Below are 14,986 nucleotides of genomic sequence, written 5' to 3'. Positions count from 1 at the left end.
CCATGAAATATTGTCCTAAATGTCAGAAATCCTATCCAGATAGCTCAGAAGTTTGTCCTGATGACAATAATAAATTAGCGGATTTTGATGTAGGTTCGCTAATAGGTAAAGTTATTGATGGTAAATATGAAATCCTAAACCTCTTAGGTTTAGGTGGAATGGGTGGAGTTTTTCGCGCTCGTCATGTTTTTATCAATAATGAAGTAGCTATTAAGTTAATTAACCCTAAATTAGCTTCTCATGAAGAAATTGTAGAACGCTTTCTACGTGAGGCACGAGCAGCAGCCCTAATAGATCATCCTAATGCTGTTAAAGTAACTGACTTTGGCCGTGCTGAAGATATGCTTTATTTAGTAATGGAATTTGTTCCAGGCTATAATTTAACTCAACTTATCCGCAAAAAAGGTCATCTCTCTCCAAGCACTACAGCTAATATAATGTCTCAAATTTGTGCAGCACTAGATGATGCACATGCTAAAAAGATTATACACCGCGATCTAAAACCAGATAATGTAATGATTAAAGTAGATCGTGGTAAACATATAGTAAAAGTATTTGATTTTGGTATTGCTAAAATGGTGATAGAAGGAAACCAGGATAACTCTATTACCCGTGCTGGAACTATTGTTGGGACAGTAAATTATATGTCTCCAGAACAATGTCGTGGAGAAAGTGCAATTGATTTTAGATCAGATATTTATAGCCTTGGCGTAGTAGCATTTGAAATGATGACAGGGCGACTTCCATTTACTGCTCCAACTCCTACAGGACTTGCTGTAAAACATATAGTTGACCCGCCTCCTTCTATGCGAACTATTGTAAGTGAGATCCCAGATAGTGTAGATAAAGCTGTTCTTCGTGCCTTAAACAAAGAACCTAATGATCGTTATAGCAGTGCAGGAGCTTTTGCAAGTGAATTGTTGCACTCTGCTCATAGTGAAGGTCTTTATGGAGGGGATGAAGAATTTCCTCCAGCCGCAGGTATTTCTACAGGTGATTATAATAAACCTAAAACTAGTGCTATTAATAGCGTAAACTCTACTCAAATAAATACTCAAACAGAACAAGTTCCCAATCCTAATAAAAAACCTGTTTGGCTTTATGCTGTAATAGGAATAGTTTTACTAGTTATGCTAGCTGGTGGAGGTTATGTTGCATCAAAGAAAATGCTTGGTAAAGTTCCAGCAGCACCTGGTAGTCAAATAGTAGATAAAAATTTTCCTGATATGGTTCTTATTCCTGGTGGTTGGATGAAGATGGGTAGTGATGAAGGGGTTTTTGATGATGAAAGACCTGTTCACGATGTTTATGTAAATGATTTTTACATAGATATTACTCCTATAACAAATGCTCAATTTGAAAAATTTGTTACTGAAACCAAATATGTTACAGATGCAGAAAAACAACAAGATGAATATGATTGGCGTACTTATGCAACTTCAGATCACCGAGATCATCCTGTTGTAAATATTTCTTGGAATGATGCACAAGCTTATGCTAAATGGGCAGGTAAACGACTTCCTTCAGAAGCAGAATGGGAATATGCTGCTCGTGGTGGTTTAACAGGTGAGAAATATCCTTGGGGTAAAGATGACCCTGAAAAAAAAGCAAATTATGGAAATGCTGAACTAGCTAGTGCTAGTTTGACTGGAGAAATACCATTACCAACAAAACCTGTAAAAGCCTATAATGCAAATGGATACGGACTTTATGGAATGTCAGGTAATGTTTGGCAATGGTGCAATGATTGGTATGAAAAAACTTACTACTTTAACTCCCCAGAAAAAAATCCTACTGGGCCAGCAAGTGGTAAGACTAAAGTTTTACGTGGTGGGTCTTGGTATACAGATTTAAGTAAAATACGTGTTTCTGCACGTATCAATGATATCCCTGATGGAAGGCAATATGACTTTGGTTTTAGATGTGCAAAAAGCAAATAAAAAAATGTTCTTATCTAAAGTTTTATCTCTAGTAATTTTTCTAGTGTTTTTTGTTACTGCTTTTAATGTAAGTTATTCTTTCCCACAAGGGGGAAAAGTAGAAGCAACAATTACATTAGCAAATGCAAAAAGAGATATTCCCAGCAATGTTGTAGTATGGTTAGAACCTCTTGGGACTCCTGCCCGTGTACCTAAACAAACACCTCCTTACCCAACTATGCGTCAAAAGGGTAAAAAGTTTATTCCTCAAGTATTAGTTGTTCCAGCAGGTTATACAATTAGTTTTCCTAATGATGATCCTTTTCCACACAATGTTTTTTCCCCATCAGATGTAAAACGTTTTGATCTAGGACTTTATCAAGCGGGTGAAAGCCGTGATTTGCCAATGAATCGCCCTGGTGTAGTTCCAATTTACTGCAATATTCACCCACAAATGAAAGGTTTTGTTCTTGCTGTAAAAACTCGTTATTATGGGGTAAGTGATAATTCTGGGAAAATAGAAATAAGTAATGTTCCTAGCGGGAAATATTCTCTTAAAGTTTGGCATGAAAGAGCCTTAACCAAAACATTAAACGACCTTACTCGGGAAATAACAGTCTCAGGAAACACTAATGCAGGTTCTATTCAAGTAGATGAGGCAGGTTATACCAATATTCCACATAAAAATAAAGATGGAAGAGATTATGCACCTGGATTGTAGAGTTCTATAAACTAGAAAAGCCGCTTAAGTTTAAGCGGCTTTTCTAGTTTAATTAAATGTTTTTAGCGTCCTTGGAATTTTGCAGGGCGTTTTTCAGCAAAAGCTTTAACACCTTCTGCAAAGTCTGCTGTAGCAGAACATTCCATTTGCAGTTGTGCTTCCATTTCTAATTGTTCAGATAAAGAAGCATGATAGCTAGAATCTAAAAGCTGTTTTAATCGACCAATTGCACTTGTAGGAAGTTCAGATGCTTGCTTAGCAAAAAAGCCTGCTGTAGTAAGTAATTCTTCATTATCAACAATTAAATTAACGAGTCCCAAATTTTTTGCTTGCTCAGCATCAAGCAATTCCCCTGTCATCATTAATTCCATTGCCTTTGCCCAGCCAACTATACGAGGCAAAAAGAAAGTACCTCCAAAATCTGGAATTAACCCAATTCTAATAAAAGCTTGGCTAAATTTTGCTGCCTTAGCTGCAATTCGTACATCACAAGCTAAAGCCAAATTAAACCCTGCTCCAGCAGCTACTCCATTAACAGCAGCTATTATTGGCTTAGGTAGTCGTCTCATTAGTAGTATTAACTTATGGTAAACATCTAAAGCTAATCTAAACTGGCTTGGTGCATCTGTTCCGACTACGGTTAACATTTGTTTAACATCCCCACCAGCAGAAAAAGCCTTTCCTGCTCCAGTAAGAATTACAGCACGAATATTTTCTTTATTTGTTAAATCCTCAAAAACTTGTATTAATTCCATCGCTAAATCTGTACTTAAAGCATTCATTGCTTCTGGACGATTCATTGTTATCTTAAATATATTCTCTTCTTCCTCAATTAGCAGAGTTTTATAAGACATCTTTTCTCCTAGATATAAAATTTTTGTTTATAGGAAAACCAAACTAAGTGCTAACTATTGATAGATCAATAAGTTCCATATCTTTTAAGGTAATTTTTAAGTAACGACCATCTTTTAATGGAATAAAATATCCATCTGCTCCACCTCCTGGAGCAGTTGCATTAGGATTAACTAACGCAGTAACACAACCAGGTAATTGAGCAAGAATTAAGTCAAAATTTGGAATTCTTCTTTTCCCCATTACCATAACTGAACCTGGTGGCAAACTAATAGGAAGCTTAAGTTCTTGGATCGCTTTTTCTAAATCGTCCATCGGATCTCCTCAAAAATTCCCTCTATGTTATACACTTAATATAAATAACACTATATTTGTTACTTTTTATAATTGACTATTATTAAAATACTTAATAGACAAAAACTTTTAGTTCAACTTTTATTTTGCTTAAAAGAAGCGGCTAGTTGAAAGATAACAAGGGGATTTTACTATTAATTGATAGTGTAGTCTAGTTAACAAAATTGGCTTTCTCCGTTACGGAAAATTTAATTTTTAGATTCAGGCAAACATTGTTTTAAGACTCTTAAACTATTCTCACCCATTATTTTTTTTATTTCTTCTACAGTAAAACCTTCAGTTAATAAAGCATCTGTTATCTGTACAATTCCTGTAGTATCAAATGGAACAACTACTGCTCCATCAAAGTCTGATCCTAAGCCAACATAATCAACCCCTACTAAGTCAACAACATATTTTATAGCCTTTACAACTGATTTAGCATCTTTACCACAAACAGCCGTATCCCAATAACCTATACCAATAACTCCACCCCTTTGAGCAATAGCTTTAATTTGTTCATCTGTAAGATTGCGGTTGTTGTTGCAAGTACCTTTAACACCTGTATGTGAGACTACAACTGGACGAGTAGCCATCGCTAAAACATCATCTATTACTTTGCTAGAGGAATGTGCTAAATCTACTATCATATTTTTAGCTTCCATTCTGCGAATCATTTCTTTACCTAAATCTGTTAATCCTTCTCTTTTTAAGCCATGAGCCGAACCACCTATTTCATTATCAAAAAAATGTGCTGGCGACATCATCCGAAATCCTGCATTAAATAGTACTTCTACATTATCAATTTTTCCATCTAACGCATGCGCCCCTTCTATACCTAAAAACCCGGCTGTAATAGTAGGATTTTTTTCTCTGGCTAATAAATAATTTTCTAAGTCTTTTTTAGACTTAATTAATATTAATTTTCCTTCAGAAGCACTAGCAAAGTTATCTAACTTACTCGCCTGATAAAGAGCGCGTTCTGTTAAGCTATTCCAAGTAGCTAGCGGCCAGCGTTGGCAAAAGGCTAAAAGAAAAATATTATCTGTTTTATCATCATTTTTTTCGATATTAAATTTTCTTGGTGATTTTGTTACTACAGTAAAAGCTTGTATTGCAACATTGCCTTCAATTAGGCGCGGGATATCAACTTGTCCTCTAGAACTAGATTTAAGAAGATTTCTATTCCAAAGCAGTGAATCAGCGTGTAAATCTATAATAAATAAGCTTTTATGAAGCTCTTTAGCTTTTTCTGAAGCAAAATAAGGAGGACGATTTAAGACTTTATTATTACTTTCTTCTACTTGACCTGGAGCAATAAAAAAGAAAGCTAGCATTACTCCTAGAAAAAAAAGTAGGCTATAAAAAATCCTCTTTTTCCAACCAGAAATCTTCATTTACTGCTCCTTAAGTCTTATCAATAGATGATTTTAAACATTATTATTTTTTATTTATATTAAAATAATATTCTGCTATTGGGGTGTAATGTCTTTCCGTGTTACGTCCTTTAAGACGCATTTCATAATCATCAGAAAGGAAAAATGTTGAATTAAAATTAACTACTACTGCACGTCCATTGATCTCTAGTTTATCACTATTCCAGACCCGTCGGCCATTAGAAGAATATAGTTCAGCACTATAGCGTTCAAAAGTCTTATCCCCAGGAATATGTAAAGATAAAACTACTTGTTTTACCCCCATAGGAAGAACTATTTTACTTAACCCTCGATTTTCTTCTGCTGCCCAGGGTTCAAGCTGAAAAATAGGTGTTTGTGCTAGGTCATCTTGGGGGATTTTAGCTGTTAAATTCGTTGCTGGAGACTCAAAAATAGCACAAATATGATGAATTAAATCCTCTATTCGTCTATCTAAAACTGATAAATTTTCTGGTTTTGAAATAGAGTTAAGTTTATGGGCTAATTCTTTTTCTTTTTCTTTTAACTCTTCATTATTTTTTGCTAAATCATCAATTTCTTTTTGTATTTCTAACTGTGTATTATCTTGTTCTTTTAGCCTTACTTCTTGTTGTTCAGCTATTTCTGACTTACGCCTTCTTAATTCAAGTATTTGTTTTTCTAATTCAATAATTTGTTTATCTATTTCTATAACTTCTTCTTCTAATTCTTGCGCCCCTTCTTGATATTCTTTTAAGCATTCTTGTTGTTTATCTTCTAATAGGACTATTTGTTTTTTTATTTCTTCTTGCTCAGATAAACAAGTACTTATATCTTTTTGCTGCTCTATTAGTTTATTTTTAAGCTCATCTATTAACTCTTGACGATTATTTACATTAGACATTAATTCTTTATAAACAACAGATGCAACATAGTGATTATCTATTTGATCCCTAATTTGTGTTACTGTTTCTAAATCTATACTTGAAACAATATTACTAAGTTGTTTTTCTGCTAAATCAAAGCTTTTTATTTCAGATTCTATTTCCTCACTTTTAATTGCTTTTGGGGTGTCTTCTATATCAAATTTATCGTCCATACAAGTACCTCATCTTAGCGAAATTAGAGTTTATTTAACATTATCTTAAAGCTTTTTAGCATAATATTTTGAGGGCAAATATAAGTAGATATACAAGGAAAGTAATTATATTAATTAAATTACATCTTTAATAGGATCAAACATTTCTCTAAATTCCTCAAATAAGGCTTCTTTTAATTGGAAAAAATCTTCTTCTACTTGGCGATTTTGGGTATTATTAACCCTTAATTTAATTTTCATTGGAGGAGGAAAACCTTCAGCAATTAAATCAAAAATCCCCCAACCTGTAGCTGGAGTGGAATCTTTGCCGTAAAAAATTCCATAATCCCTGCGAATTGGGTCAAAAACTATTGCTATATGCCAGTCTGTACCATAAATTTGGCGTTGAGTATTTTGGTCAGTTCCAGACATAAATACTCCAAATCCTGGGTGAGTATGATACCAACCTACAATGCGGGCATTTTGACCTGTTTTTTGAATGTAATCGCTAGCCTCTTCCATTACTTTTTTTAGCATTCCACCATCAAATTCAACGTGTGTTGAACCTGCTTGAGCATCATCGGCAGGCATTGCATCAGTTATTGCAGTATATGTAATTTTTTTGCCATTTACTTCATCGTAATAAAGATTACCTAATAAAACGCCTCCCCGCTCATTTTCACGTCTATAAAGTGAAGCAGCCATTCCATCAGGGTTATGAGAGCCTGCAATAAAGATTTTCTCTCTTGCTTGACGCGAAAGAAAGATACGGAAGTCCTCTGTAGGAGGCTCACCTTCAATTTCCACAACTTCTGGCAATCGCCGCCTAACAGCTTCAACTTCATTAACTTTTTTAATAACAAATTTCATACGAATTACTTCCTAATCAAGAAAGTACGTCTTGGCGGTGGAGGTGGCTGTGGAGGTTGAGGACTAGCTGCTCCTGCCGCAGGGGTATCAGATACTTTTTTTACTTGAAAAGTTTGTGGTGCTGGTTCACGACCAGGTACAGGTAAAATTTGTCGGTCAGAAGGAAATAGCGTTGGATTAGCATAATACCAATCTGCCGCGTTATAGTTTGCAATTGAATAAGGGTCTACTAAATCAGGGTCATATTGAAAGAGTCTCGCCATTTTTACTACAAAAGACCCTAAACCTTCCCGATAATCCCAACCACCTATACAAACCTTTCCATCGGGCCAAACATGAGGATTGAAAAATTGGCACCATTTCATGCATCATTACTACAGGTTTTTCAAATGGATGGCTAGGCGATAGGATAATACGTATACGATGCTCATCGCGTGTTAAAGAAGTATTAATATAACTACGAATATTAAAAGTAACAATATATTCATGTGGAGGCGTACCATAAGCTTGCCAGCTAATAGCAGTGCCACGAATAGATTTCATTTCTTCATAGTCGGCTTCTAAACGCGCCCGTCTAACATCTTCTGGTGTTGCCATAACAATACCTCTTAGCGAAAGTTCACGGCTTAAAGGCCGCCGCGAGTATTTAAGAATATGCTTACAACATCCCCACTTGCAACACCAAATTGTGCTAGTGTTTGATTAGGTCGTAGCTGCATACCACGATAAACTAATGCTGTTCCTGGTGTGTTGGGAATCAGGCCAGCTTCCGCCAAATTACGCAAAATTGCATCTGCAGGCATATCGTCGGAAACCGTCACCTCAACTTCTTTACCATTATTCTCATTGCGAAAGGTGACATCAATATCTGGCATGTAAATTTCTCCTTGATTTTTTTAGCCTCACAAGGTGCGATGATTACACCGATGACAAAAACTTATATTTGGATCAAAACAATCAACTTGATGGCAAACTTCGCAACGGTAAGCCGAGCGAGATTGCTGTATTGCAAACTTAGCATCTGGCGAAATTTGAATTGGCTCTGGACTATAAATCAACGCACGCAAAAATTGATGACGTAAAAAGCGGCCATCTTCTGTAAAGAGGTTATGGCGACGTTCTTCCCATCTATCCCAAATATTAACTCCTAGATATCCGAGAAAAAGCACGCCGAACAAAAAAGCCATAAAGTCCATAAGTACCTCTTTTTTGCCACGTTAACGCCAGCCTGACTTTAATAATTTCTAATGTCAGAATTTAATTGCCAATTGTTAAGTTATTGGACTCGCATTTTAAACTAATTTATCAACAAGTGCTAGCATTGATAACAAACTCTATGTAATTAGTTTTTAACAATTAACTAATCTTGCTAGTAAAACTATTTGTTTATATTAGCTGCCCGCTAAAGTACCTAAGACTTTAACACAGTCTCCTGTTAGTTCAAAAGCCTTATGTTTTCCTTGACTACTAGTTGAAGAAAAAATAGGCAAAGGAGGAACGCCTAAATCCCATAAAGTTAGGCTTAAAATCTCTTCTGAAGTTTCACTACGTGAAAATCTAGTAATACTTTTAACATAAGTCTCATCACTGGATTTAGCAAAAGATTCCATAATAGTATGTTGAGTTGTTTGATCTGTTTTATGACAATTACTACAAACTAGTTCATCATCAAAAATACGATGTGCTGGGCGCATTAACGGGATTATTTTACCACAATAACGACAACGTATCTCTAATATAAATCTACGGCCAAGATCTAAAACTGCATTATCGCCTAAGTAATTTTCTACTGCTACAAGTAAATCATCTAGTGTTGATGTATAAACGCTTAAAAAAATCTCCTGAATTTTCTCATAGCTACCATGAGCTAAACAATCCTCCAAAGCCTGTAATGTAATGACTAAATAACTATTAGTTAATCCATTAAAAGCTATTCGTTTACCAATAGCAGGTTGTTGATTATGAAGTAGCTTAATGGCTTCTTGAACTTGTAGCGCGGAAATTAAGGCTGAAGTAATTTGAACTGTAGGCATTTTTTCTTCTTGTAAAAACCTTTTGCGAACACTTTCGCAGCTATCATAACGAGAACGAGAGTCTTCAATTTGTTCTGGAGTAACATTACATTCATAACATACCCCTTCTTTACCAAAGATCATGACATTGCCTGAAAAACCTAAAATTCCAGCATTGATCCAAGGAACTCCAACACTACGACAAGCCCTATTAGTAGCTAAACGGGCCTCATCATTATCAATACAGCTTAAAACTACGTCCATTCTTCGGTAAGCACCTAAGCCTAAATCCCAAACCATATCACCATGAAAATATTCTACTTTAGAAGTTGTTTCTAAAGCTAAGTCCTTAATGGCAGCAGCAGCAGCAGCAGCTTTTTCCCTACCAATATCTTCTTTACGAAAAAGCACTGTACGACTAAGATTTGAACCAGAAATAGTATCAAAATCAATTATAAAAAGCCCTCCTACACCTAGAAGTGCTAAATTTTTTAAGGCTTCATTACCTAAAGCACCTGCTCCAATAACCATTATTTTTGCTTGGCGTAAAAAATTTTGATCCCACCAATCAATGCGTCTTTGTCTTTCAAAAGGATCGTTCTCATCTACGTGCTGCTCTTTAAGCTGAAATACCATTATACCCTCTAAATAATTATTAAATTAGTACAGTGTAAACTAAATGTTCTGATATTTTAATCTTAAGCCCCAACGGGGCGGCATATTTGTAGTGTAGGGGTTCAACCCTACGTATGATAGTATAGTATTTACAGAGTCACGTAGTGACGACATAATTAAAATATTGTGTTAATTAGGCTTATTATGTCGTCGCTACGCGACTCTAGCTATGTATAACCACTAAGCTTAGGTCTTACGACCTAGGCTACAATTATTTCGTCACGCGCGTGACTTAAGAAATTCAAGAAATATTAACTTACTTAGTTTACGCTGTAATTAGCTTAAAAAAATTTATTATCAAAATTTTTAGGAGTATATCCCAATTTTTGATCAAATGGCTATAATTATATAAATTTTGCTGTACAGAAATCTTAGCATCAATGGTAATATTTTAAGTTATTAAAAAAAGAGGGTGTTTATGCGCATTTGCCCTAACTGCAACTCAGAAATTCCCCAGCCAGCAACTACTTGTAAGGTTTGTGCAATTTATGATGACCCAACAGATTATTCAACAAGAGTAGATGAAAAGGCTGGTCTTTCAATAAAAATTTGCCCGTCTTGCAACACTAATAACCAATCTTGCTGGGCATTTTGTGGTAGATGTGGTTATCCACTAAATGAAGTTGCCATAGAAAAACCTAAAGAAATCCAAAAGCCTGCAATAGCTAAAGTAGCTATCGCTCCAGCAAAATCTATAATTTCAAGCCCAATAAAAAATCAAAATCTCCCAAATCCAGCTTTACTAACACAAAATAAAGGGAAAGAAAAAGCTGTTTGTGATTTTATTATTTGCGCTGTTTGTGAAGAATCTACTCCTAGTGACAAAGAAATTTGTTTTGCCTGTGGAAATCCTTTAGCTAAAACTTTACCCATGGGTTCTCAAATAAACGCTCCTAAATTACGGCTAATCAAGGATAGCGGCGAAGAGGAAACTTATGATATAACAGGAAGTGAATTTACTATTGGTCGTAGTCAAGGAAATATTACATTTCCACAAGATAACTATATGTCCAGTTGTCATGCTCGTATTATTCAAAAAGATCAACGTTTCTTCCTAGTTGATGAAAATTCTAAAAATGGCGTTTATAAATGTATTAAAGGTGAGTTAGTCCTTAAAAACGGTGATACTATATTAGTTGGTAGACAAGTCCTTCGTTTTGAACAATAAACAACACCAAGGCCAATCATAGCCTTAAATCTTAAAATCATTTGCGGGGTGAAAATGACAGATCAAAATACTAGTATTGTTACTACTGTAGCTGGATTTACAGATGTTGGTATGGTTAGAAGTAATAATGAAGATAACTTCTTAATAGCAGATTTAGCAACTGGACGTGTTTTTCTTATCCCACAACGAATAAATCATAAAGCAGCAGAAAACCGATTGCTTTTAGCTGTGTCTGATGGTGTAGGGGGTGCTAGTTGTGGAGAAGTAGCATCTTCTATGGCTGTTCATTCTATGCGTGTAGAACTGCTTAGGCGTAACAATACCGCTGACCCATTTCAACGTTTAGTCCAAGCAGTAGAAAAAGCTAATTCCTTAATTTGGAATGAAGGTCAATCTAACCCTGAAAGACGTGGAATGGGAGCAACAATTACTGCTGCACTTATAGAAAAAAATGTTGCTTATATTGCTGAGGTAGGCGATTCACGAGGCTATGTTATTCATTCTGGACGTATTAAACAAGTCACTACTGACCAATCATTAGTTGGTATTTTAGTAAATCGTGGAATAATGACCCCTGAACAAGCAGAAACAGCCCCAGGGCGTAATATTATCTTACAATCCTTAGGATGTAATTCTGAAATAAAAGTAGCTGTTAGCTCTGTTGAACTTTGCACAGGAGATTATTTACTACTTTGTTCTGATGGGCTTTCTGGTAAAGTTAAAGCTGAAGAAATGCTTCAACATGTAGAAAATAACTCTTCTATAGAAGATTGTTGCAAACAATTAATTGAATTAGCTAAGCAAAGAGGTGGCGAGGACAATATTACAGTAGTTTTAGCTAAGTTTGAAGGTAATGGACTAAAGCCTGCTGAACAAGTAACCCGACTTACTACACAAATAGAAGTTCTAGCAGCATTTGACCCTGAAGATGAAGCCCAACGTAGAAAACAAAAAAATAAAGCTGTTGCTGAATCTGCTGAAGACCTAAATAAAACCAAACGTTTAAGTTCAGAAAAAGGCAAGGGTACACCAGTTTATTCACAAACTTTAGGAGGTGGTAGAAAACCCCTTTCTAAAGAAGCAAAACAACTATCTGAACTTTCAACCCTAAAAATCGAGCCTGTACGCCTAACCAATACTCAATTGGTAGAGCATAACAACACGGTTGAAGCTACTTTGGCTAGTACAATTAATGTTTTAAGAAAACAAGTTGATAATTTCCGCCAAGTAGTTTTCTGGGCAGAAAAAGACGGAAAAAACTCTACAGCAGTAAGTGAAGCTATTAAAAAGCTAGAAAACCTTATCCGCTCTATTGAAACCAATAGGTTATCTTTATCAGAATCTAATAAACTTGTTGAATAACCTAATTAATAAATAATTTAGTTAAAATTAAGGCCAAACTTTGAAACTAAATTTTCAAAGTTTGGCCTTAGTTTTATTCTGAACTACAAAGCTCATTTTTTAGTGCATATTTAATTAGATCAGCTAAGGTATGTATGCCTAATTTTCTATAAATATTTGCTCTATGTGCTTCAACTGTTCTTGGGCTAACAGATAGTTCTTCTGCTATTTTTCTACTAGACATTCCTTCTGAAATCAATTTCACTATTTCTTTTTCTCTTTCACTTAGTAAATTACGCATTGTACTTTTGACATACTTAGAACAGTATATCTCTCCTCCCACTTAAACTTTATGGCATTGGTATAAAAATTTATTTAGGGTTAAAACCCATTTAATTGTTAGGTTATATAGCTAAAAAACAGAACAAATTATAGTATTATCATTAGGTTTAGGCAAGCTCTGAAATATACCTAATAATAATGATGTAGATCGCTGCTTATCTATTAATTTTATTATTTTAAGTTTATTATTTTAAGTTTAATAATTTAATAAAATTAAGAATTATATTAGACTTAAATATGAGTTATATTTCATCCATCTGTAGACATTTTTTTATTTTTTATGGTACATATAGAAGGATTATTTACCTTAATAACTTATGACTAAATCACTTGATATACTATCTAGTTTTCTTCAGGTATCTACCTGGTTAACAGAGTCCTTAGAATTAGATGATCTATTACCTGCTTTAATTAAGTCGGCCATAGAGTTGGTTCCGTCTGCCGATGCAGGTTCATTACTTCTATATGATGAAAAAGAAAATAAATTATTGATTAGAGCAGCCTATAACTATGGTTCTGAAGTTGTGGGATTAAAACTAAGTATTGATAGTGGGATAGCTGGCTGGGTTTTTCAAAATCGTCAAGCAACTATTGTTAATGATTTTTCTACAGATTATCGGACACATTTTTTTCCTGGCCAAGATGTAATTGCTCCTATTAAATCTATGATAGATGCCCCACTTTGCGTTAAAGATAAAGTAATAGGGGTTATTTCTTTTGATAATCTTTCAAAAACCTTTGCTTTTAATGAGGAAGATTTAAGAATTGTACGGTTTTTTGCTAATAATGCAGCAATTGCAATTGAGCGTTCTCGTCTTTATGAAGACTTAAAACAACAAAACCACCAATTACAAGTCCTTTACCAAAAATCCCAAGAAGCTGTTAAATTAAGAAATGATTTTCTTAATTGTGCAACACACGAGCTAAGAACTCCGCTTTGCGCTATTATTGGTTTTGCAGAATTATTACTAAATACACCAAACCAAAACAATAATATGTCTAATAAGCATCACCAATGGTTAGAAGTTATTTATCAAAGTAGCCAGGATATGCTTAATCTAATTAATGGTATTTTAGATCTTTCTTCATTGCTTGCTAATCGTATGCCATTACATCCAAAAAGCTTTCATCTAAAGCATTTAGTAGAAGAGTTAATACAACCTACTAAACGTTGGATAAAAGACAAGCCTATTGATATTAGTTATATGATAGATGGAAATTTACCTAATCTCTATTTAGATCAAAGCAGATTAAGCCAAATTTTACTTGGGCTACTCTCTAATGCTGCAAAGTTTACCAAAATAGGTATTATTACTATTGAAGCAAAGGCTATAAACTCTGATCGATTTTTTATTAGTATTTCTGACACTGGAATTGGAATAAAGGCCGAACATATAGATCTAATTTTTGAAGATTTTGGACGTGTAGACAATTCAACTACACGAGATAATAACGGCTTAGGAATAGGTCTTTCTATAACCAAACGTTTATGTCAAATAATGGGCGGAACTATTTCTGTAAAAAGTACTTATGATGTCGGTTCAACTTTTACAATTGAACTTCCTATTAATGGCTCTCTTTTAGCAAATTAATAATAGACATCTGTTAAACTTATAGGTTTGTATTCACCTTTAAGTAATTTTTTTATCTTTTCTACTCTATCTTTGTTTTTTTCTGGATGTTTAGCAACATTAAAGTCATTAGGAGCAATAATCATAGCCACTAAAGAAAGATATTCATCTGTTGAAAGCTCACTAAATTCTTTGTCAAAATAAGTTTTTGCTCCATCAACAAAACCTACAATCTCTTTATTTTTATAATTACCTAAATAAACAGAATTAATAAATATATCTAACTGGGTATTTTTATCTACTCTACTATTAAAAATTAGCGCGATTAAACTCTGTTTTACTTTTTTATATCTTAGAAATCCTGGCGTAAATCCATCAAAAAAATATACTTTTACAATAGCTTGTGTAATGCTTGTATAACCTGCTCCAGGGGTTTTTAGGTCTATACCATTGTGATAATAAAAATTTGGGTCTTCAACCTTAAGTAAAGCTTCCTGAAGGTTTATAGGTAAGTCTTCAATTTTAATTTTTATTTTATTGGAAGAATAAATTTTGCTAACAATTGCTGGAGTATCAAAATAAGCTTTTACTGAAACTGTCCCAAAATAAATAACTGGCAATAAACCTGTTAGTAAAATAACTAATAATAGTTTCTTTAATTTGCTATAAGTTTTTTTTGCTTTCAAACTCTATTTCCTAATTCTAAAAAG

Annotated in this window: 17 protein-coding genes; 5 read left to right on the top strand and 12 right to left on the bottom strand. The window is 34.3% G+C overall.

Going from position 1 to position 14,986, the window contains the following annotated elements; all coding sequences use genetic code 11:
- The first annotated feature begins 2 nt into the window (after positions 1-2).
- On the top strand, positions 3-1,940 hold the full coding sequence (locus IPK14_05325) for an SUMF1/EgtB/PvdO family nonheme iron enzyme (protein ID MBK7992842.1): 1,938 nt from the start codon (positions 3-5) through the stop codon (positions 1,938-1,940).
- On the top strand, positions 1,906-2,640 hold the full coding sequence (locus IPK14_05320; GenBank protein ID MBK7992841.1) for a hypothetical protein: 735 nt from the start codon (positions 1,906-1,908) through the stop codon (positions 2,638-2,640). Before IPK14_05325 ends, IPK14_05320 begins: the two co-directional genes overlap by 35 nt.
- A 62-nt stretch (positions 2,641-2,702) precedes the next feature.
- On the opposite strand, the gene IPK14_05315 is transcribed toward IPK14_05320, so the two are convergent.
- The 10 genes from IPK14_05315 to IPK14_05270 form a co-directional block, all read right to left on the bottom strand.
- Entirely contained in the window at positions 2,703-3,494 is a 792-nt protein-coding gene (locus IPK14_05315; protein MBK7992840.1) for an enoyl-CoA hydratase/isomerase family protein, read from the bottom strand.
- Positions 3,495-3,537: 43 nt separating this feature from the next.
- Positions 3,538-3,807 carry a hypothetical protein gene (locus IPK14_05310; GenBank protein MBK7992839.1) on the bottom strand — a complete coding sequence of 90 codons (270 nt, stop codon included), beginning with the start codon at positions 3,805-3,807 and terminating at the stop codon, positions 3,538-3,540.
- Positions 3,808-4,034: 227 nt separating this feature from the next.
- Positions 4,035-5,222: a dipeptidase gene (locus tag IPK14_05305; GenBank protein ID MBK7992838.1), complete on the bottom strand. Its 1,188-nt coding sequence runs from the start codon at positions 5,220-5,222 to the stop codon at positions 4,035-4,037.
- Positions 5,223-5,265: 43 nt separating this feature from the next.
- Positions 5,266-6,318 carry a hypothetical protein gene (locus IPK14_05300; protein MBK7992837.1) on the bottom strand — a complete coding sequence of 351 codons (1,053 nt, stop codon included), beginning with the start codon at positions 6,316-6,318 and terminating at the stop codon, positions 5,266-5,268.
- A gap of 114 nt (positions 6,319-6,432) precedes the next feature.
- The gene (locus IPK14_05295; GenBank protein ID MBK7992836.1) at positions 6,433-7,167 is read right to left on the bottom strand and encodes a Mov34/MPN/PAD-1 family protein; all 735 of its coding nucleotides are present in this window, start codon (positions 7,165-7,167) and stop codon (positions 6,433-6,435) included.
- Positions 7,168-7,172: 5 nt separating this feature from the next.
- On the bottom strand, positions 7,173-7,430 hold the full coding sequence (locus tag IPK14_05290) for a hypothetical protein (protein MBK7992835.1): 258 nt from the start codon (positions 7,428-7,430) through the stop codon (positions 7,173-7,175).
- Positions 7,408-7,764 carry a hypothetical protein gene (locus IPK14_05285; GenBank protein ID MBK7992834.1) on the bottom strand — a complete coding sequence of 119 codons (357 nt, stop codon included), beginning with the start codon at positions 7,762-7,764 and terminating at the stop codon, positions 7,408-7,410. The genes IPK14_05290 and IPK14_05285 overlap by 23 nt, the downstream gene beginning before the upstream one ends.
- Before the next feature lie 29 nt (positions 7,765-7,793).
- Positions 7,794-7,970 (bottom strand): hypothetical protein, encoded by a 177-nt coding sequence (locus IPK14_05280; protein MBK7992833.1) that lies wholly within the window; start codon positions 7,968-7,970, stop codon positions 7,794-7,796.
- A gap of 99 nt (positions 7,971-8,069) precedes the next feature.
- The gene (locus tag IPK14_05275) at positions 8,070-8,354 is read right to left on the bottom strand and encodes a hypothetical protein (GenBank protein MBK7992832.1); all 285 of its coding nucleotides are present in this window, start codon (positions 8,352-8,354) and stop codon (positions 8,070-8,072) included.
- 204 nt (positions 8,355-8,558) lie between these two features.
- Entirely contained in the window at positions 8,559-9,815 is a 1,257-nt protein-coding gene (locus IPK14_05270) for a ThiF family adenylyltransferase (GenBank protein ID MBK7992831.1), read from the bottom strand.
- A 457-nt stretch (positions 9,816-10,272) separates the two neighbouring features.
- Between IPK14_05270 and IPK14_05265 the strand changes: the two genes are divergently transcribed.
- Both IPK14_05265 and IPK14_05260 read left to right on the top strand, forming a co-directional pair.
- Entirely contained in the window at positions 10,273-11,022 is a 750-nt protein-coding gene (locus IPK14_05265; protein ID MBK7992830.1) for an FHA domain-containing protein, read from the top strand.
- A gap of 54 nt (positions 11,023-11,076) precedes the next feature.
- A complete protein-coding gene (locus IPK14_05260) occupies positions 11,077-12,384 on the top strand; it encodes a Stp1/IreP family PP2C-type Ser/Thr phosphatase (protein ID MBK7992829.1) in 1,308 nt (435 codons plus the stop codon).
- Between the two features lie 73 nt (positions 12,385-12,457).
- On the opposite strand, the gene IPK14_05255 is transcribed toward IPK14_05260, so the two are convergent.
- Entirely contained in the window at positions 12,458-12,664 is a 207-nt protein-coding gene (locus IPK14_05255) for a response regulator transcription factor (GenBank protein ID MBK7992828.1), read from the bottom strand.
- 358 nt (positions 12,665-13,022) lie between these two features.
- On the opposite strand from IPK14_05255, the gene IPK14_05250 reads away from it, so the two are divergent.
- Positions 13,023-14,297 (top strand): GAF domain-containing sensor histidine kinase, encoded by a 1,275-nt coding sequence (locus IPK14_05250; GenBank protein ID MBK7992827.1) that lies wholly within the window; start codon positions 13,023-13,025, stop codon positions 14,295-14,297.
- Here IPK14_05250 and IPK14_05245 read toward each other — a convergent pair.
- A complete protein-coding gene (locus tag IPK14_05245) occupies positions 14,294-14,962 on the bottom strand; it encodes a transglycosylase domain-containing protein (protein MBK7992826.1) in 669 nt (222 codons plus the stop codon). The two genes, IPK14_05250 and IPK14_05245, sit on opposite strands and share 4 nt — an antisense overlap.
- Positions 14,963-14,986: the final 24 nt, after the last annotated feature.

This window comes from Blastocatellia bacterium, assembly GCA_016713405.1.
GTDB lineage: Bacteria > Acidobacteriota > Blastocatellia > Chloracidobacteriales > JADJPF01 > JADJPF01.
The sequence above is the reverse complement of the archived record's forward strand: the minus strand, read 5'-3'. Positions and strand labels throughout refer to the sequence as shown.